This is a genomic window from Phocaeicola sp. RTP21359st1_B8_RTP21360_211022, assembly GCF_040911965.1.
Taxonomy (GTDB): Bacteria; Bacteroidota; Bacteroidia; order Bacteroidales; family Bacteroidaceae; genus Phocaeicola; species Phocaeicola vulgatus.
Map to the genome: position 1 here is coordinate 18,682 of NZ_JBDFXP010000008.1, position 21,387 is coordinate 40,068.

Here is a 21,387-nt window from a genome sequence, read left to right on the forward strand (position 1 = left end):
TTTAGGGAAAGAACAGGAGCTTTTTTTAGTAGGGAGTAACAAAGAAGTTTTTCTATAAAAGTCTGTCACATCTGTCACAGCAAGCTTAAACTTATTAATAAACAGGAACTTACAGGTGTGACGGATAGTGTGACAGATAGGTGACGGACTTTTTATCTGTCACAACATACAGATAAAAAGGTACTCTGCCAATCATCCTTAGAAGTAAGGTTAAAGAGTAGTCAACAGACAGTGTCAAACTACATCCCGAAGTCTCAGGCTTACAGTGGAATAGAAAGTTCCACCGGTTGGAACAGCTTGTTTCATCAATATGGAATAATTTATTCCACAGTGAGGAACTATTTATTCCAACCGGACAAAACCATTTGTTCCGCCCTTATGGAACAAGTTATTCCACTGCGGAAAGCCATTTGTTCCTAATGGTGGAACACACTATTCCACAGTGAATTATGCAGCAAAGTCCAATGACTGTATAGCTTTGAAAACCGGACATACTACTGAGATTCCATACACATTGACATGATTCAGACATCGTGTGACAGATAAAAGTCCGTCACACATCTGTCACACTATCCGTCACACTAGTAAGCATCTGTTTATCAACAAGTTGAAAACAACTGTGACGGATGTGACGGACTTTTATGAAAAAAACTTTTTTTGTCGCTCCCAACTTTGTTGTGGATCTTGGCTGATAACGATGACTAAAATAAAATTACCTCACCTCTTTCCACTCGGAAATGGTTCGCGTCTGTGAAGAAAATACCACTCCTATACAAACTATTTTTCGCTTATCCGCCAGATAAGGTTGGGCATATCCTTTTTCTTCTATCTGACGCAAGGCTTCATCGGCGCTGCCGTCCAGTTTGAATTCAAAAATATAAATATATTGCGGAGTCTCGAGTATGCAGTCCACCCGTCCCCGGCTTTGTGTCTGTTCAATGCGGAGGCAATATACCCCTATAAGACGGAGAATGAGATAGAATGTGTACTGGAAATGCTTCTCGGTCAGTTCCGGAGTCTTGGTACTGTCATGCGAATCGTATGGGATACCGGACAAGAAAGCTGTGAGGGAATCGCGGAAAGCAGCTGTCTTGCCCGCATTCAGCAGACGGACAGAACTGATCAGCCAGCTGGAAACGGAAACTCCCTGTACTTTGAAATAATCACTGGCCAACAAGCTAAGGAAACCTCTGCGTACTTCATCATTGGGGAAATCCAGCAGATAGGAATGGGTATATTTATCGTAATCCTTGATAGTAAGATATCCACTCTGGTAAATCATGGGAAGAGGGCGTTCCACATCAGCTTTGTAATCGGCAAACAAGGATGCGTCATAATATTGCCCCACCAATTCATTGATCTGCTCGTTGCTATGCTGCAACAGCCGGACCAGATAGGTAGGCGTGCCCGAGGCGAACCAGTAGTCACGGATTTGTAAAGAATCAAAAGCGTTCAGAATACTGAAAGGGTTATAAATATCAAGCATATTTTCACTGAAGTGATAACCGTCATATTGTGCTTTCAGACGTTCTTTCATTTCCTCATACGTGCATTCGTCTTTTTCGGCCAACTCGGAAATAGGTTCATGGAAATAACGCTCCATTTCCTCCTGGGTGATTCCGCACAGTGATTCATAACGCGGGTCCATACTGATATCTTTAGGCTGGTTGAAACCGCTGAAGACACTGACTTGCGAAAATTTGGTGACTCCCGTCAGCATCACGAACTGCAAATATTTATCAGCTCCCTTGAAGGTAGAATAAAAAGCTTTCAGCGTATTCCGGTTCTCTTCTTCCAAGGGGGTATCAAGCACATCGAGAATGGGTTTGTCATATTCGTCAACGAGCACCACGGCACGCCGTCCTGTCTTTTCGCTGGCGCGACGCAGTAATTCGATAAAACGGGTTCCCGGTGTTGTGTAATTGGGATTCTTGCCATACATATCTTCCCAATTTCCCAAATAGCCTTCAATAGCAGCTTCCAGCACTCCTTCTTTGGCAAAGTTATCACCGTTGAAATCTATATGAAATACCGGATATTGAAACCAGTCTTTTTCCAGTCCGGCAATGGCAAGTCCTTCAAACAACTCTTTTCGCCCTTCATAATAGGCTTCAAGGGTACTGATCATCAAACTTTTGCCGAAACGGCGCGGACGGCTGAGAAAATAGATACTTCCTCTGCTCACTAACTGATGGATGAGGGCAGTCTTGTCTATATAAACATATCCGTTTTCGCGGATGCGGCTGAAAGTTTGTATGCCGATAGGGTATTTCATATTTTGATGTATTTAGTGCATGATATTGCAAAGATAACCAAAACCAACCGATTTCACCCAATCTTGGTTGAATATTTTCATTTTTCCCCGCTAATTGAGAATAAATTTCTCATTCCAGCTATTTATGTTCCTGTAAAAAAACAGCAGAATGCAATATACTCGAAAGGTAACCGGTGAAATACATACAGATTCATCGTCATCCGGTTGAATTTGCTAATACCGGTTAGAAACAGGAACGTCATACTTTTCAGAAACGGATACGGAAACGGGTCAGTTTATCCGGATAGGTACGAAGAGAGAAAGTACACCCATGTTTTATCAAAACTTCACGAATAAAAATAAGACCGATACCCTGTCCGTTAGGCTTGGTGGAGAAGAAAGGACTGAACAGCTTGGTTTCCACCTCTTTACTGATACCGGCACCGGTATCAGCAATTTCCAACATCGTAGGTGATACGGAAGTACGGATAAAGATATCTCCTGTTTCCCCGATACTTTCAGCCGCATTCTTGATAATGTTGACCAATACTTGCTCAAACAAGGAAGTATCCATCATCACTTCGGGATTCTCTTTACATAAATTAAGATGCAGCGTAATCTTGCGGTTACGGCAAACCGTTTCCATAAATGTCTTGCAAGCGGCCACGCGGTCATTCAAGTCCACTGATTGTAATTGAGGCTCGGGAATCTTCACCACATTGGCGAAATTCGTGATAAAACGGCTCATGCTGTAGCAACGCTCTATGCAGACTTTCATCACTTCGCGCAAGTCTTCCGTATCCTCCATACATTCCAAGGCACCATCCACCGTATCAAGAGTAGAGGTAATGCCCGCAGTCGTATTATTCACCTCATGTGCTATCATACGGATCACTTTTTCGTATGCCTTTTTCTCTGCTTTCACCACCTCGGAAGTCAGACTTTCCACCAGAATAAACGGATGAGAAAAGCCTCTGTCAACAAAAGAAAGCCGGGAACAGCGGTAAATCATGGAGTCGCTCAGACGAATTGTTTCCGTAGTATCTTTGGGAATACGTTCTATTTCTTCGGCCAAAGGGGAAGCCAACTCGCACAGCAATCGGCCTCTGACTTCCTCTGACGAAGAATAATCCAAAAAACGAAGAGCTGCCGCATTCAGCATGGAAATATGTCCGTCCAGAGTCAGTATGACAACTCCCATAGGAGAAGCACTGACCAGCAAGTCAAGAAAATGATTCTGCTCACGCAACCGGAGACGCTCGTCTTTCAACTGCTCCATCATGCGGTTGAAAACCAACACAATGCGGTCGGCTTCCTTTTGTCCGACAGGAGTCAGCCTACTGCTGAAATCCTGCTCACGAAGAAGTTCCATACCGTTGCCGATGATATCAAGCGGTTTCACGACTTTGCGATAGAAATAAACCAGAAACACAAGACTGAATGTAATGACTCCCTCTCCTATATAAAACAGCGCACCGCGTTCCTTCAATGTAAGAACGAGCAGGATAGTCCATACTGCTGTCAACAGTAATGCTAAAAAGAAGAACAAGAATTTCAGTTTCATATTTTATCCGGTTCCGTTTTTGCTAATCATTCACTTGTATATTGTATTTCTCCAAACGGCGATAAAGAGCGGCCCGGCTGATTCCTAAGGCTATGGCAACCTGTGACATATTATTGTTATACTTTTCAAGCGTTTGCAGAATAGTCTGCTTTTCTATCTCCTCCAAGGTCATGCCTTGCAGATTCGTTGTCATCTTCTGTTCTATAGGATGCTGGTATTGTGATTTAAAATCATCCGCAGTCAATATTTCCTTTCCACTGACCAGCAAGGTACGTTCCACCAAATTCTTTAATTCACGGATATTACCCGGATAAGGCAAACGGCTCAAATAATCCATCGCTTCAGAAGTAAATTCCACTTTGGGAAGACCGTTCGATTCACATTGTTTGTCGGCGAAATGACGGACCAATAACGGAATATCCTCACGGCGTTCGCGTAATGCCGGAAGATGCACCGTAATTAAATTAATACGATAGAACAAATCCTCGCGGAAGGTGTGTTCCTGCACCATCTGCCGTAAATCGGCATTCGTCGCACTGACCACACGGATATCGACTTTACGGGGACGGCTGTCGCCCAAAACTTCAAAAGTCTGCTCTTGTAACACGCGAAGCAGTTTCACCTGACAGCTTAAATCCAAATCGCCAATCTCATCCAAGAAAATCGTACCCTTATCAGCCAGTTCAAAACGTCCTACCCTGTCGGCTGTGGCATCCGTAAACGCACCTTTCTTATGACCGAACATTTCACTCTCGAACAAAGTATGAGAAATACCTCCCAAATTCACTTTCACAAAAGGTTTCTTGCTACGGGAACTGTTCAAATGCACCGCTTCGGCTATCAACTCCTTACCTGTACCACTTTCACCGGTAATCAAGACCGATGCGTTGGTACGCGCTATCCGCTTGATCGTGGCCAGCACATCCATCAGTGCCTTACTCTTTCCAATGATATGGCTACGGTTGAAGCCGTCATTATCTTCCACCGGAACCGCTGCTTTCTTATCTTGTGAAGTCAGCTCCAAAGCAGTTTCTATCCTTTGCATCAACGCTACGTTGTTCCAAGGTTTGGTAATAAAGTCGAATGCACCTGCCTGCATCCCTTGCACGGCAAGCTGGATACTTCCCCATGCCGTCATCAATATAACGGGAACATCGGGCCGGAACACTTTGACCTGTTTCAAAAGCGTCAATCCTTCTTCACCACTGGTGGACAGGGTGAAGTTCATATCCATCAAGATTAACTGGGGTGCAACCGAACGGACTATTTCAATAGCCTCTTTGGGACCCGGTACGGCCTGCACATCATATTTCGCCCTTTTCAGCATAAAGCTCAGAGAAGAACGAATGGCACTGTCATCGTCTATAATTAATATCATACTGCTGCAAATGTAGAAATTATTATTTTAATAAGTACAAAGACAACCCCATTTTATATTCAAACAGAATTGAATAGTAAAAATCCTATTGTTTGATAATCTTTTCGAAATCGGCATCAATATTAGTATTGGTATTGAAATCCCACAATGTCAAGCTGCGCAACTGGTAATAATAGTACCAATAATAGAACAACTCATTGATATGCTTCTGACGAGCCTCATCTTTCTTTGTCTGGGAGTCATTCAAATCCAATGTCGAGATTTTACCAACCATGAAGGTTTCCACATTGGTACTGTAACGTTTCTGGGCAATCTTGTCCGCATCGTCTGCTATCTGCAACTGGGCCTGCTGATTATTGAACTGTTCTACAAGGATAAACAGATTCTGATTGAAATTCATGGTTTCCTGACGTAACTTGCTTTCGGTCACATCGCGGTTACTTTGAGCTATCTTTACCTGACCACGACGTTTTCCCCAGTCAAGAATAGGAATCTTAAAACCGACTTCCACAATCTGGTTGTCTTTCAAACGGCGGTATGCACTATTAAATTCATTGTCTGTTCCTGTAAAACCTACCTGTGCATAGAGCTTGATTTCACGTAAATTACCTTTCGCCTTAGCCACTTCAAAATCTGCTTCCAACTGGCGGCGACGAATATTATGTGCAAATGAATTATTGGCAAGTGCTTTGTCCAAAACATCCGGATAGTTCAGCAAAACAGTCGGAATCGTTTCGGGAACAACCGGCTCCAGTTCCTCATCCTCTCCTAATGCCAGAAATGAACGGAGTTTGAACATATTACTTTTCAAGTTGCTTTCATTTTCAGTCAACGTAGAACGGGCATTCAATACATTCAGTTCCAATTGCAACAAATCATTTTCACTGATCTGCCCCATGCTACGCTTTGCCTTAGCCACTTCATACAGTTTATCTGCATTCTTCAGATTCTGTCGGGCAATGCCTACATTTTCCTTGGCCAGCAACAAATTGAAAAAATAATTGATAGTAGTCATGGTTACCTCTTCGGTTGCAGTAAGAAATGCGGCTTTAGCTTCAGCGTATCTCACCGGTTCGATGCGGCGGTTCCATTTAATTGTATTCACTCCGAAAATAGGTTGTTCCAAAGTCAATGCCACAGGAACAGACATATATCGTTTTGATTTATCTCCATCCAGTTGTTTCAAGAAATCAAGAGAGGTATTCAATGAGAGTTTACCACCGGTCAACCAAATATTCTGATCGATAGAAACTTCACCATTCATTTCCATATAATTATTACGTACAAATGTATAAGCACCGTTATCCTGCTGATAAGAATTATACTTCTTATTATAGCTGGGAATAGTGGCTTCAAAATTCATTTCCGGAAGCAAATCCGCACGGAAAGTACGATATTCCCAATAAGCGGTTTTCAGCTCGTTTAAAGCTACGGCCGCATCTACACTTTGCACACGGGCAATAGTAATGGCTTCCTCCAAAGTGATGGCACGTCGCTTTTCTTGTGGCTGCGCTCCGGCAACCAACGATATGCCAAAGGCTAAAAATAGAGATATTACTTGTTTTTTCATTGCGTTATTATTCTTTTTATCAAAGGTAAGGCAAATGGTATGCCAAAAAACTATTTCACTGTTTTATAACACCTTACAACAAAAATGGAGTGTCCGAAATCGGACACTCCATTCATATACGAACACTGCTGATCATGTGACAATGAAATAACATTATTCATTATGCAACGCGTCTGCAGGCTCAATCCTCATCGCTTTCCGGGCGGGGAAATAAATGCCGAGCAAAATTATTATCCCCAACAACAGCATGGCCGACACAAAACAAAGCAAAAAACGTCCCCAAGCAGGTTCCATTAATGTATGCACAGTAAGATCCGCCATCTGCATATTCGCACAAACAAAAACAGCGGGAATGGCAGCCGAAACCAAGAGAAGGATGCCCTCAAGTACATAATAACCAAATACATTCATCCTACTGCAACCTAGTGCCATACGCAAAGCTATCTCACTTCGGTTTTTACGAGTCCGAAACCAGAAAGTACCCAGCATCCCTAAAAATATATTGAAAACAAAGAAAAGGATAACGGCATAGGTAGTATTCAGATAATTCACCGTTCCTTGCTCTATATCGAAAGCTTCCTTCATATCGCCATACGAATTTATATCGTATAAGTAATAAGGGCCGATAGATAATTTCCCTTGCATATCCTGCATAAAACGTTCGGTAAATCCCGGTATGGAATTAGAAGCCACACGCACCGCAATGTGATGCCAATAAGTCAGCGGCGAACTGGGAAGATAAATAAAAGGTTCGTAACGCTCGTACTCATCGGTCTTATGAGCAGGAAGTACCGCCATTACCTTATAATTAGTTTCCGGCTGCACACTATTCAGGAAATAAGGATTGAAACAAGTTTCCCCTACTCCATTGCGTCCGCTAAACAAGGAATCGCTTAACGTTTCACTCATCAACACCGGCATGGGGTATTCATTCTTGTCCCAACGCTCCGCCTCAAATGAACCTGATAATGGCTGCAAGCGAAATACCTTGAAATAAGTAGGGCTGACATAACGGATGAAACAGCCTACCACATGAGTCGAATCCGAATGCGGAGCATATCCCTCATACATATTATTTCCCGTATAAGGTATTGTCCCATAATAAAAACAAGCTTCCTCCACCCCTTGATATTGTTGGATCAAATGATAGATTTGCTCCAAATATTCAGCAGAATGACTCATTAATACAGAATCATTTTGCAAAGCCGGCTTAATATTCAGTTGAATATCAAAAACATTCTCCGTGTCATATCCTTTAGACTGACGGGCAGCAACCTCATAATTATAAACCAGATCGATGCTGTACCATAGCAAGACAAGAACAACAACCAATTCAACCCACACCCATACATTAGCGTGCCTTTGGTTCCACATTTGTCTGAATAAACTCTTTATCATTTTTCCTTTCCTCCTATTCTCCTTTAATGGTAGTTGCAATATTACGATGTGTGACCATCCATACCGGAATCAATACCGACAATAAATTAAAAACAACACATACGCCGAAAACCAACACAAATAAAGCAGGATGCAACAACAAACCTCCATCCAGACTGATACCTGATAATTCTACCTCGCCGCTACCAAACAACCATACACGTCCCAGCCAAACCAAAACACACGAAAACAGATATCCTAAAATTCCACCCAAAAAGACCGTAAGCAGATTCTCTAAAAACAACCTCACCATAATGGAAATACGTGATGCGCCATACGCCTTGCGAACTGCAATTTCTGTCACACGCTCCTGCATTCGGGCATTGGTCATACCTGAGATATTAATAGCAGGAACAATCAGCAAGACCATCAATAACATACTGTAAACCAACGGTGCACTAATATCTTTTCCACGAAAAAAGGTGTATTCCGTATGAGTATAGAGTTCGTTCATCTCGAAAGCATATTCTGCCGTTGAACTATTCAAACGATCCTGCCGATGCTGTACTTCAGTCCGTACCTCTGCAGGACGAGTATCCGGCAGCAGTTTGAGCAATCCCAGACGGATTCCTCCCAAGCCCCCTGTCCAAGTAGCATAATAGTCTTCATTTTCCAATGAGAAAGGAACAAAAGCATCAGCGTATGCTGTCTGGAAAATAGCATTGACATCTTTCACCACGCCTACCACTTTAGTAGGAAAAAAATTACTTTGATATTCTTTTCCTACCACATCCGTCGTGCCGAAAAGCTGCAAGGCCATACGCTCGGTTATCACACTGACCCACCGACGGGCATCATACTCCTCTTGTGTGAAAGAACGTCCCGCTATAAATTCATAATCAAAGAACTTAAACCAGTTATCAGCCACAGGCCGCACATAATAGTTGAATATCTCATTCGAAGCGGACAAGTTACAAGGGGTCTTGGAAACGCCACGATACCAAGTAACCTCTTTTACACCAGGAAGCTCTGAAAACAATGCTTCAAAAGCCTTGCGTCCCATACCGCTGTTCTGGTTGGTATGATCCAGCTTACGATAGGTCATTCCCGAACCTGTATACATCATATCGCTCCGATCACTTTCCGGAGCCATATCCATTGTACGGAAGTCATAAATCATCACTACTACCATAACAAAAGCGATAGTGACAGCTGTTCCTATAATACTGATTGTAGCATAAAAAGGATTCTGCCGTATCAGATTAAATGCTTGTAATAATAGCTGTTTCATTCGTTTTATCTCTTCATTTTATTTATTCTTCATGTAATGCCTCAGCCGGTTCGATACTCATGGCACGACGGGCAGGGTATCCTATTCCAATGACAATCATTCCAGCAATCAGAATAAAAGTGCCCAGAACCGTAATCGCAAAACGACCTGCCGTAAAAGGCATACGTGTAACTTCCACCAGTTCGGCATATCCCAAATTCCACGCCACAACCAATGCAGGAATAGCAGATATCAGCAATAACAAGACTCCTTCCCCCATCAGACGACCGCAGATTCCCCAACGGGTAGATCCTAAAGCCATACGCAACGCTATTTCGGCACGCCGATGCTGTGTCCGGAACCAGAAAGTTCCGATAATGCCTAGAAAGATATTCAGCAATAAGAAAAATATGATACAAAATTGCGTATTCAACTCATTCACCGAATCCGTTTCATAAGCTGTGCGTACATCACTCAAAGGAGTTATATCCAAAAGATATAGATTGCCCACCTGATATTGACGGTCGGCATCCACTATCAAACGGTCTATGAATCCATCATTCTGTCCCTCACGAACACGCAGGCAAACTTCTATATAAACCGTCTCACCTAAGGATTCCAACGCCTCATCTGTCAGGTACACAGCAGCATAACGGGAGCCGTAATCATCCGGAGCTGTAAAATGGTCATAACGGACCGGCTCGGTAAGAGCAGCTATAGAAAGATGCTCCGCCTCCGGCTCATTCCGCCAAACAGGCACCCTACGCCCTAAAAGTTCCTTACCATGCCAAGGTGCATCCTGATAAACATCGGCAATATTCACAGATAAGACCATGCCGGACGGTGTCAGTGCCTCAGCAAGGCTTTCACTACCCGAACCGTCTATATTGCGGTAACGGAATACATTAAAATACTCCGGAGTTATCCATCGTTTCAAACTACGTACCGGGACTGTATCCAGATAAAATGAAAAACTGTTTGCACCGTCATTATAAGGTATACAGTTTTGCGAGAGGCTGACTGCTTCCACATCCGGACGATGCGCAAGCCTGTTTACAATTTCATGCAAATCGGCAACATCTTCTTTCATAGTACGGCCAGGCTGATAAGCAGCCGCCTTCGAAGTCATCCGCTCAAAACGAAGAACATACGTATTTTCTATATCAAAGCCCATCGGCAAATTATAGATGCTCAACGTGACATATACCACATCCACAATATACCATAATATGACAAACACCACAAAAAGTTCCATCCACAGAAACGCATTGCTGCGGCGCTCGTTCCATATCTGTTTCAATAAATTCCTGTTCATGATCTAACGTTGGTTTAAAGCGTCCGTAATATTCATGCGCGATGCCCTCCAGGCAGGGATGCACGCTGACAGCAAATTCAAGAGCAGGCAGAAAATGAATGCGGCCAAGAATATCCAGGGACTGAACAACATATCTGCCGAAAGACTGGTTTCTCCTATTTGGGCACGGTTCTCGCTATTGGAAAATAAGAAATCATTCAATAAAAAAGTACATGCATAACTGAAAAGCATTCCTACTGCTCCGGCTATGAGCGTCAATAATAAATTTTCATAAAACACTTGCCTCAACAAGACATTGGCAGTAGCACCAAATGCCTTCCTCACCCCTATTTCCGACATGCGCTTCCGCATACGGGACAAAGTCATGCTACTCAAATTTATAGCCGGTACCAGCAATAAAATAACAATCACCAACAGGTAGTGCAAATAAGCTTCCTTCGCCTGTAACTCTCTTCCCCAGTGACGAAAGATAAAAGAGAAACGATCATCGGGTTGTCCACGATAAAAAATTTCGGAATCCTGCAATCCGTCATTGAATTTCTGACGCAGGCGTTCCGCCTCTTCTCTGATGGCAGGAAAATCTTTCTCCGAATGTGCCAGAATGACCACACGAAAAGTTCCCATCGCATTGTCATACCAGCACTTCCTGGCTATTTCTGTTGAATTGAAAGGTATCCAAATCTGCGCATAAGAAGAAACAGCCAGTTTGGATACATCTTTCACAACACCCACTACCGTATAATCGGCCAAGTTGAGTTGGACCGTACGTCCTACCGCTTCTACCGTACCAAACAAATTCCGGGCCACAGAAGCACTAAGTACAACCTTAGGAAGTCCGCTTTCACTATCGGCAGCCGTAAACGGCTTTCCGGCAATAAAATCAAAAGAGAACACTTTCCAAAAGGTATCGTCAGTTTCAAGGTTATCCACTGTCATCATTTTTCCAGCAGGTACAGAAATACGCATCCTGCCTCCTGTAGACACTATAGTTACCGCCTCAGGAACAGTAAGTGCCTTAAAACACTCTTTAGCCACTGTGAGTGACATACAGCCGTTTGATGAATTATCACTGGTATCTCCTTTCTGATGAATAGACATCGCTTTCATATAAAGAGAACGTGAACGGTTCACCTCGGGCACACAATCCGTAATGCGTACTTCCAACACCAGGACAATGACCATGATCATACAAATAGCCAATGCCGTTCCTATGATAGAAACCAAGCTGATGAGCCTATTCTCACGAAGTTGGTAAAAAGCCTGTTTAATATATAGTTTTATCATGTTTGTGCTATGCTCTAAAACCTTTTAACAAAAAAGAGATTACTCATTATGCAATGCTTCCGCCGGCTGAACTTTCATAGCCTTACGTGCGGGAATCCAAATGCCTACTACAATCATCAATGCAATCAAAATAAAGGAAATAAGAACTGTTATTATGAAACGTCCACCTTCAATAGTAGTGCCATTCATCCAAGCATTCAATTCACTATTTGCCAGATTCCAATCAATAAAAATCGCAGGAATTGTGGCCACCGCCAATAATATCAATCCCTCTGCCAACTGACGGACAAAGATACTATGATCTGTTCCACCCAATGATTTCATCAATGCAATCTCACCACGTCGTTGCTGAGTACGGAACCAGAAAGTACCTAGCAATCCCAAGAATATATTCAACAACAAGAAACCCATTCCGAAAAGGTAACTGTTCCAGGCATTCGTATGTGACTGCTGAAAGTTACGACGGATATCGGTAAAAGAACGCACATCCGCGATAAACACATTGCCCACGCGATACAGTTTCTCACTATCCGCTTTCAAACGGGCTATAAAATCGCGATCTTGATCCTCTTTTACGCGTACACAAAGCTCCGTGCCCAAATCATACCATTCTTCCGGCATAGGAGCCACCATGCAGTAACTGTTCCATGCCTCAAAATAATCCCCATAACGCACAACCTGCAAAGAAGCCGCTAAATTATATGTATTTGTTGTATCCCCGAACAAATAAAATTGTTTGTCTACCAATGAAGTCAAATCACATCCATAGCGCCGTTTATAAAGATTATCTGAAGCTAAGAAATTCTTCGGATGTTTCAGCATCTCAGCCAGTTGTTCAGGGGTCTCCCCACGGGTGCCACGATAACGGAACACACGGACAAAATCGGGAGACACCAATCTGCGTATAGTCCATCCCGGCGAACGTAACGTATCATACACCACTGACGCACTGCTGTTACTGCCATTATACGGGTAAGAATTTTGTCCTAATCCGGCTGCCTCTATATCCGGTCTATGCTGAAGACGACTTAGAAGTTCCTTGATATCCTGCCGCTTTTCCTCGTCTGTCTGATTGGGAATAAAGTCTGGACTTTTGTCCGTAAGACGTCCCATTTGCACCAAATAGCAATGAGAAATATCAAATCCCCGTGGTTCATTATAAATTGAGGTCTGCACATACATATAGTCCACAATATACCATAAAACGACACTTACCAACAATAATTCGGTGACAAGCCAAAGATTAGACCGCCATTCATTTTTTATCTGAGTAAATAGTTTCTTATTCATCTTGATTCTTTACTTTTAATTCGTTATCACCTTAGTGAATCCTTCCTCCCAGTGCATTGACAATGCTAGTCCTTGAAGCCCTCCAAGCAGGAATGCCGCTACTCAGCAAATTCAAAACAAAGCAAAACAACAACGCATAAAGGAAAGTGGAAGGGTGCAATAAAATACTGGAATCAACTGTAGGGGCATTCAATGTCGCACTATAAGGCTGTGCAAACAGGATATCGGTACCTAAATAAGCCATAACAATACTGATAAACAAACCTACGGCACCAGCCAACAAAGTCACGACCAGGTTTTCCATAATTATTTGTCCAACCATTTCCATGCGGGTGCTCCCAAAAGCACGGCGTACTCCTATTTCCGCCACACGTTGGCGCAACCGGCTTTGCGTCATACTGCTCAGATTTATAGCAGGTACTAACAACAGAATGATAAAAATGATAGCACGTTCACGACGAGCCGACTTCAAATCCGGCTCCAAGTTAGCTGCAAATGAAATAGACTGAGTTTCCTGATCGTATGGCCGGTTACGGTCTATCAACGTATACCCCTGATCGGCAAGAATAGAATTATACTCACTCATACGCCGCTTGGCTTCAGCACGGATTTCTCCAAAATCATCATGGCTTCGAGCCAAAATAGTGACACTCATCATCCCCATGTGCTGGTCACTCCACGTATCACTAGGCAAATCCGTCGAAGTAAAGGGAATCCATACTTGGCCATAAGAAGCATCGGCAAGAGTAGATACATCTTTCACTACCCCTACCACACGATAGGGAGCATGATTCAACAAAAACTCTTTGCCCGCAGATTCTGTGGAACCAAACAAAGCCCGCGATATGCTCTCAGTAATCACAGCCACAGGAGTGCCCGCATTGAAAGTAGCTTCATCGTATGGTTTTCCATTCACAAAACGAAAATCGAACACTTTAAAAAAAGTATCATCCGTTTCCCGCACATCCGCTCCAATAGCCGGCATAGCGGGTAATGAAACAGGAGTCGATACCGGCATACTGCAATAAATAGTGACAGCTTCAGGGGTTTTCAATGATTTATATACCTCACGCGCCGTCCGCACGCTCATCGGTCCGTTACTTGTTCCGTCCCCCCAATCCTTATGACTTATGCTCATATAATGCACATGCAGAAAACGATTCCGGTTTGACTCGGGAGAAAAAGGAGCGACCTTCACTTGTTGTAGCATCACTACCAACATAATAAGGAAAATGCTAAGAGCAGTTCCTGCAATGCTGATGACACTGATAAGCGGATGCTGGCGAAGTTGCGCCAAAGCTTGCTTAAAATACTGTTTAATCATCTCTGTTATTTCTTAATAAATTCCTTTTCATAGTAATCAGTAGTTATTGCACCTGACGCCCATCAAAGAAACGAATGGTTCTGGAAGTCTGTTTGGCTTGTTCTTCATTATGGGTTACCATCACAATGGTCCGTCCATCCTCTTTATTTAATTTATGCAACAATTCCATGACCTCTGCACCCATCTTTGAGTCCAGATTACCGGTAGGCTCATCCGCAAGAATAATTTCAGGATTACCCACAATAGCACGGGCTATCGCTACACGCTGGCACTGTCCTCCGGAAAGCTGTGTGGGCATGTGCCGCATACGATGACTTAAACCGACACGATCCAACACTTCTTTTGCCAGACGGGTACGCTCCTTGGCAGCCATCTTTCTATAGAGCAAAGGCAACTCCACATTGTCAATCACATTCAGCGAATTAATCAGGTGGAACGACTGGAATACAAAGCCCAAGGTCTTGTTACGGAAAGCAGCCAGTTCCTTGTCCTTCATGCTTTCTACAGACGTGCCGTTTATTTCAATCTTTCCACTGCTGGGAGCGTCCAGCAGCCCCATAATATTCAGCAAGGTAGACTTGCCGCAACCGGAAGGACCCATAATGCTGACAAACTCCCCTTTAGCCACATCCAAATTTACATTTTCCAGCGCTAATGTTTCAATCTCATTCGTACGGTAGATTTTATTGATACCGGTTAATTTAATCATTGCCATATTTTTTTCTTATTTAAATTGTTAATCTTATACACTTTCTATTTTCATGAATCAAAAGACATTCCAAAGCTATAATCATTTAATATTCAACGAATTTTAATTCTACATACTGTCCGATAACAGACGGTGTGACCGTTTTTACCGGACTAATACGACTGATGCTGTATGCCGGAAAAAAAATGTCAACAAGCACTATGAATAATATAAAAAGGTAAACGATCAAAAAACGACATAGCCTAAGAACAAATTAAATTATGTTCGGGAAATGAGTGAAAAGGATGAAAAAACACTTCATTTCCCGTAACAATCAATGTATTAATTAAGAGAGAGTTTTATCTTGTTGTTTATGTCATAGCTGCTTCTTATTTCAACTTCAGCTTATTCTTGTTTTTGTAACTGCTCATATCGCTGACAACCACCTTGTCACCCGGTTTCAACCCCGATATGACTTCCACATATTCAAAATTACTATCACCCAATTGAACCTTACGCTTTACTATTTCATCCTTACTATCCTGAACAAATAATTCATACTCACCGCGACCGACATAGTAAGAAGCATTCGCCAATCTTAAAACCCCTTCTTTCACGGCATTCATTACATATACATCCGTCTTCAAGCCGGAACGCAATCGCTTGTTATTATCTTCATTCAATTGTACAATAAACGAAATCACCCCATTCTTACTCAACGGTGTCACACTACTTACCGTTCCTTCCAGTTTCTCATTGCCAATCTTGACTATGGCACGTCCACCTGCTGCCACACGGTCACCGTATGTATCAGCTATTTCACCTTCCACTTTAAAATGGCTCAAATCAGAAATGATAGCTACCTGGCTGCCTTCCGCTACCTGCGCACCTACCTGATTATTTATATAGGTAAGAATCGCTTTACGCGGTGAACGAATTTGAGCGTCATCCAATGTACGTTTCATTTCAGCAAGACTCTTTGAGAAAATATTGAATTCCAACTCCTTCACTTTCAAATCAGCCTCTTTTACTTTCGATTCATTCGCGTATTGCTGACGGAGCTGTTCCAATTCCAATTTTCCGGTATTAAAGTTCAGTTCAGCCTGACGAACCTTGTCCGTTGTTCCAGAGCCCAAACTATCCAAATAACGTTCGTTACGAAGTTCCACCTCCATACGGTTCAATTTCATGGCGGAAATTTTCACTTGCATCGATAAATCACTCAGATACGTATTATTATTCACTTTCAACTGCTCTAACTGATAACGTTTCATCTGTTCTTCATCCAGTAATTTCTTGTATTCGGTTTCCGTACTCTGCAAATCAAGTTTCAAAATCGGCGTACCTACATCCACACTGTCTCCTCCCTTACGGTAAACTTCCACGATACGAGTATTAATAGGTGAGTTGATAATCTCTTCAAAAGCCGGAACAACCTTACCGGAAGCACTGACACTTACTTCAATAGTTCCATTGTCTACTTCTGAAAACACCAAATCTTTCCTATTGACGCTGCTTCGCATAAACGAAATCAATACAGCTATACATACCACTGCCGCCACACCTATTGCACCATATTTAATGAACTTCTTTTTGCGCTCCTTATCACGCACTTCTTTAGGAATTTCTCTGTCCATAACTTATTGTAATTTTATTATTATCATTTTTGTGCTAAAGAATAAACAACATCCGTGCCAAGGAAACAACTTATTGATAATCAATAACAAATAAAGCGTACAGGGTGTCCGATATCGGACACCCTGTACGCTTTTAAACATCAGTTACCGTACAATAATGATTAACGCAAACGCAATATATCACCTACTTTAGGAGAAGGGTCTTCCGGTTTCATCTTATTCATCTTATATAAATTTTTCAGACGAATACCATATTTTTGGGAAATGGAATACATAGATTCTCCCCCACGGACAACATGAACTATGTGTTCCTTATCCGCACGACGATGCTTTTTATCCAAATAAATAATATCACCTGGCTTCAATACATATCCCTTATAAAGATCATTGTATTTCCTCAACTTGCGTTGACTGATATCAAATTCTTTAGAAAGTTTTTTAAATGTATCCCCCGGACGTACCACAATATAGAGTAAATCATTAGCCAAATAAGGCTGATGCGGGTTTGGGAATTCCTTCATCCACTTTATACCATCCTTGGTATCATACTTATGTAATTCATATAATTCAATGATATCAATTAAACGATATGCATAGCGAGGGTCAGTAGCATATCCCGCTTTCTTCAGCCCATGCGCCCATCCTTTATAATCGGTGATTTTTAATTTAAAAAGAGATGCATAACGTGAACGTCCTTTTAAAAATTTAGAATGATCTTCATATGAATCACGAGGGTGCTTATAGGCACGAAAACATTCATTACGGGCATCATCATCATGCCGTACAGTACGACCAGTCCAGTCACCACCACATTTTATACCGAAATGATTATTGGATTTACGAGCCAGTGTACTTTTTCCCGCTCCTGATTCCAATAATCCTTGAGCCAGAGTGATGCTGGCAGGAATACGATACCGTTTCATCTCATCGATAGCGAGATCTTTATACTTATGAATATATTCCTCATACTGCCGGTTACGGGTTTGCGCTTGCACTGTAAAATTACATAGACAACAAAACAACCCGATTAATATAAATTTCAACGTATGTTTCATCATATAAAACTGTTTCAAAATCGCGACTATACTTTTTCCGCTATATATAGTTGCAAACTTACCATTTTTATCCGGCTGTATGCAATCTTTTTAAATTAATTACGAATTTCATTCGAATTCCAAAAGTCCAAAGAAATCCGGACGATGAAAATCCGGCTTCTCTATTTTAATAGGATTCCATGATAAGAAATGAGGCTTTTGCAATTCATCTCCACATTTATAAAAATTAGCCCGTATGCTCATTCCATCCAGCCCGGTAATGGCATGCTTAAAAAATACCTTATACGGAATCAGCAAAGCCACCTCCCAAGTACATTCTCCTATCTTTTCTTCAAAAGTTTCTCTGCCCAAGCTAGCCCAACGCTTCACCTGATCCGTTATTTCAGAAGGAGCCATTTCACGATTATTACGCTCCGAACCTGCTGCTAAAAGAATCGTAGCGATACAGTTACATTCCAAATTATAATAAATGCCATCTCCCGCAGGAATAGAGAAAAATTCCACACAGGAATCTGTCCAAACACTACCGTTATCTTCACCGTATTTGGCACGAACACTGTCTTCTACTACTTTATAATGGACTAATATAGCATCATTTGTATAGGCTATACGAAAAGAGACTTGAGGTTGATAAGGATATTCTTTCCAGTTCACTATATCAATAGGATGATACGTAATGTTCTCATTATCAAACAAGGTCGGTATTTGTTGTGCATCTTGAACTTTACCACTTAATTTCTTTACTTTCATCGTATTGTTTTTATTAGTTAAATAGCTACTATTAGCTTCACAAAAATATATACTTCCACTGAGAAAACAAAATAGTGGCTACCATAAACAGCAGCCACTAAAAGAATAAAGCTATAAAGACAATGAAAGCACAATTTTTACATTTTCATCCATATTTATTTCTTCACATCGCCCTGTGGCATATGTCTTCTCCCATCATGCTGTTTTTTCATTCCTTGTCTTTTTCTCATCTCTTTACGGAATTTATCGCCATTGTGTTTCTCCATATTATACATTTTCTGAATTTGTTTAGGAGAAAGAAATTTCCGGAACTCATTATAATACTTCTCACGAACATCCAGTATCTTTCTACTCTGCGCGAAACGTGCCTTGATAGCCTGCTCCACTTCAGCATCTGTAGGAAGCGGTTTGGGGGTCTGTTTATCTGCAGCCGTTCTATTTGCAATATTTCGACAGGCTCCCATATGACGAGTAGCCCGCATTTCTTCCATGTATTGTTTATACACCGGAATAAATTTAGCAGTCGTTGCGTCATCCAATGCCAATCCTTTTATAATTTGATTGCACTGTATTTCCAGCATCTGCTCTTTATTAAACTGCCTTCTTTCAGATTTAGCTCCTTTCTTTTCTTGTGCAAAAAGTGTTACCTGACTTCCCATAACAATGGCTGCCAGCATCATTAAAAAAAATTTTGTTCTCATCATTTTTTTGTTTTTAGTGATTAATCAATTTATAAATATATCATTTTCAGATAATTCCACCCATCCTGCTAATTCCTCATCAGACATAGATTCTATATAACGATCCAAAGTATCTGAATAAGAAGAGTCTAAATCCGTAGAAACAATAAGTGAAGGAGAAGGCAACTCCTCTGCCACAGGTTGGGATATCGGAAAGAAAAGAACTCCCAACATGACAGCCGCAATAGCTAAAGCAGCCCCAATAATCAATTTTATTCTATGCTGCCTATTAAACCTCTCAGCCTGGGTACGCTCCAATACTTGCTTCTGCATTTTTCCGAAAAAGCCATCAGGGGTACGATAAGGCATCCGCTTCCCAATATTCTTAAAATCAAACTCCTTTTCCATCCTGTCTTTAATTATTTATCATGTACTCTTTTATCTTCTCTTTTGCATAATGATAATTCACTTTCAACGTATCCACTTTCGTGTCCGTAATCCTGCTAATTTCCTCATATTCCAGTTCATCATAATAACGAAGATTGAAAACTACCCGCTGCTTTTCAGGAAGCATCAAAATAGCCTGCTGAAATTTCACCGCCATTTCGTTCTCATAATCCACATAATCTGACGCCATCAACTTATTCATTAACTCTTCCTGAACTTCTTCCGCCGAAACAGCTTGTTCCTTACGCATATTCAGAAAACGGAAACACTCATTGGTCGCTATCCGGTAAATCCATGTTCCCAATGAACTTTCCTCCCTAAACTGAGGAAGATGGCGAAAGACGCGAATAAAGACTTCCTGCAGAATATCCTCTGCATCCTCATGTGATACAACCAATCTCCGGATATGCCAATATATGGGCTGTTGAAAAAAATCTATCAACAATTTAAATCCCCGTTCCGGGTTGGAAGCCCATACTTCCCTAATTTTATCTTCGTTTATCATCTATTCGTCAAAAGTTTATAGGTTAGAACCACCCGAGAACAAGAAGTTAAAAGTGAAAATGAAGTTTTTACATTAATTATAGATGAAGTTAAAATAATCAATCACATTTCCTACAAGAGAAAAATACAACCAATCTTCCGGAATATGAATTTAAAGAATTCAAACTCAATCTTCCTATCAATAAATTTCAGTTCTTAGAAGAATTACCATATAAACAATAGGGAAATCCCTAAAAATAAATAGGGGAAAAGATAGAAGAATATACCTTTTCCCAACTTATCTTTGTTACAAACAAAAAAACAAAAAAATGAGAAGATTGAAACAAACATTATTAGCGTTAACCATTTGTACTTTAGTCATCAGTTGCAGTTTGACTACTAGTAGCACTATTATGAAAGTACAGAGAGGGATGTCCCAAGAAAAAGTCAGCCATTTACTTGGGAAACCCGATTTCCGTAGATTCGACAACGGCTCGGAACAATGGGAATATACCAAGACCAATGTGTCCACAGCTGCAAACACGGTAATTATTATCGATTTTGTAGACGGAATGGTAACAAACATGGATTCTTTTGAGTCCAACATTACTCCGCCTCCAGTTGCAGTGTGTCCGCCAAATGAAATCATTACGGTAGTTCCACCCAACCACCCTGATCATTCTGGCCCGCACAGACCAAAACACAAAGCCATGAATCCACATGATTTTGAAAACCTCTATAAAAAAGTAAAAAACAAAGCATTTAAGGACGACCAAATGGAATTATTATCTGTAGGAGTTGTAAACAACTACTTCACCTGTAAACAAACTGCCCGACTCATGTCCATATTTACATGGGACGATGAAAAAATGAAAGTATTAAGAATGGTTTCCAACCGCATTGTAGACCGTGAAAATGGAAAAGAAATCATCAAGACACTGGATTCTTTATTTAAACAAGATGATGCACGTAAAATATTGGGAATCACTAACCAATGGTAATTCAACCTAAACAACACACA

The 21,387-nt window shown here is 41.4% G+C and carries 18 protein-coding genes; 1 reads left to right on the forward strand and 17 read right to left on the reverse strand.

Annotated elements, in window-relative coordinates; translation table 11 throughout:
• Positions 1 to 712: 712 nt before the first annotated feature.
• The 17 genes from AB5062_RS05755 to AB5062_RS05835 form a co-directional block, all read right to left on the reverse strand.
• Positions 713 to 2,275, reverse strand: a complete 1,563-nt coding sequence (locus tag AB5062_RS05755) for an ATP-binding protein (RefSeq protein ID WP_005848543.1) — start codon at positions 2,273 to 2,275, stop codon at positions 713 to 715.
• Positions 2,276 to 2,522: 247 nt separating this feature from the next.
• Positions 2,523 to 3,818: a PAS domain-containing sensor histidine kinase gene (locus AB5062_RS05760; protein ID WP_005846258.1), complete on the reverse strand. Its 1,296-nt coding sequence runs from the start codon at positions 3,816 to 3,818 to the stop codon at positions 2,523 to 2,525.
• A 22-nt stretch (positions 3,819 to 3,840) separates the two neighbouring features.
• On the reverse strand, positions 3,841 to 5,196 hold the full coding sequence (locus tag AB5062_RS05765; RefSeq protein WP_005846256.1) for a sigma-54 dependent transcriptional regulator: 1,356 nt from the start codon (positions 5,194 to 5,196) through the stop codon (positions 3,841 to 3,843).
• Positions 5,197 to 5,281: 85 nt separating this feature from the next.
• Positions 5,282 to 6,766, reverse strand: a complete 1,485-nt coding sequence (locus tag AB5062_RS05770; protein ID WP_005846254.1) for a TolC family protein — start codon at positions 6,764 to 6,766, stop codon at positions 5,282 to 5,284.
• 153 nt (positions 6,767 to 6,919) lie between these two features.
• Positions 6,920 to 8,164: an ABC transporter permease gene (locus AB5062_RS05775; RefSeq protein ID WP_008671092.1), complete on the reverse strand. Its 1,245-nt coding sequence runs from the start codon at positions 8,162 to 8,164 to the stop codon at positions 6,920 to 6,922.
• A 13-nt stretch (positions 8,165 to 8,177) separates the two neighbouring features.
• Positions 8,178 to 9,434 (reverse strand): ABC transporter permease, encoded by a 1,257-nt coding sequence (locus AB5062_RS05780; RefSeq protein WP_005846250.1) that lies wholly within the window; start codon positions 9,432 to 9,434, stop codon positions 8,178 to 8,180.
• 22 nt (positions 9,435 to 9,456) lie between these two features.
• Complete coding sequence (locus AB5062_RS05785) at positions 9,457 to 10,728, reverse strand: ABC transporter permease (RefSeq protein ID WP_005846248.1); 1,272 nt, start codon at positions 10,726 to 10,728, stop codon at positions 9,457 to 9,459.
• Between the two features lie 3 nt (positions 10,729 to 10,731).
• A complete protein-coding gene (locus AB5062_RS05790; protein WP_005846246.1) occupies positions 10,732 to 12,012 on the reverse strand; it encodes an ABC transporter permease in 1,281 nt (426 codons plus the stop codon).
• Between the two features lie 39 nt (positions 12,013 to 12,051).
• Positions 12,052 to 13,302: an ABC transporter permease gene (locus AB5062_RS05795; RefSeq protein WP_008671090.1), complete on the reverse strand. Its 1,251-nt coding sequence runs from the start codon at positions 13,300 to 13,302 to the stop codon at positions 12,052 to 12,054.
• Positions 13,303 to 13,333: 31 nt separating this feature from the next.
• A complete protein-coding gene (locus AB5062_RS05800; RefSeq protein ID WP_032945204.1) occupies positions 13,334 to 14,626 on the reverse strand; it encodes an ABC transporter permease in 1,293 nt (430 codons plus the stop codon).
• Positions 14,627 to 14,669: 43 nt separating this feature from the next.
• Positions 14,670 to 15,335: an ABC transporter ATP-binding protein gene (locus AB5062_RS05805; protein WP_032934722.1), complete on the reverse strand. Its 666-nt coding sequence runs from the start codon at positions 15,333 to 15,335 to the stop codon at positions 14,670 to 14,672.
• A gap of 368 nt (positions 15,336 to 15,703) precedes the next feature.
• A complete protein-coding gene (locus AB5062_RS05810; RefSeq protein WP_005848555.1) occupies positions 15,704 to 16,951 on the reverse strand; it encodes an efflux RND transporter periplasmic adaptor subunit in 1,248 nt (415 codons plus the stop codon).
• 161 nt (positions 16,952 to 17,112) lie between these two features.
• Positions 17,113 to 18,009, reverse strand: a complete 897-nt coding sequence (locus AB5062_RS05815) for a glucosaminidase domain-containing protein (RefSeq protein WP_005846232.1) — start codon at positions 18,007 to 18,009, stop codon at positions 17,113 to 17,115.
• A gap of 105 nt (positions 18,010 to 18,114) precedes the next feature.
• The gene (locus AB5062_RS05820) at positions 18,115 to 18,756 is read right to left on the reverse strand and encodes a carbohydrate-binding family 9-like protein (RefSeq protein WP_005846231.1); all 642 of its coding nucleotides are present in this window, start codon (positions 18,754 to 18,756) and stop codon (positions 18,115 to 18,117) included.
• 155 nt (positions 18,757 to 18,911) lie between these two features.
• Complete coding sequence (locus AB5062_RS05825; protein WP_005846229.1) at positions 18,912 to 19,460, reverse strand: hypothetical protein; 549 nt, start codon at positions 19,458 to 19,460, stop codon at positions 18,912 to 18,914.
• 21 nt (positions 19,461 to 19,481) lie between these two features.
• A complete protein-coding gene (locus tag AB5062_RS05830) occupies positions 19,482 to 19,844 on the reverse strand; it encodes a hypothetical protein (protein ID WP_005846227.1) in 363 nt (120 codons plus the stop codon).
• A 7-nt stretch (positions 19,845 to 19,851) separates the two neighbouring features.
• Complete coding sequence (locus tag AB5062_RS05835; RefSeq protein WP_005848563.1) at positions 19,852 to 20,388, reverse strand: RNA polymerase sigma factor; 537 nt, start codon at positions 20,386 to 20,388, stop codon at positions 19,852 to 19,854.
• Between the two features lie 307 nt (positions 20,389 to 20,695).
• Here AB5062_RS05835 and AB5062_RS05840 point away from each other — a divergent pair, with 307 nt between their 5' ends.
• The gene (locus AB5062_RS05840; protein WP_217753315.1) at positions 20,696 to 21,367 is read left to right on the forward strand and encodes a DUF4476 domain-containing protein; all 672 of its coding nucleotides are present in this window, start codon (positions 20,696 to 20,698) and stop codon (positions 21,365 to 21,367) included.
• Positions 21,368 to 21,387: the final 20 nt, after the last annotated feature.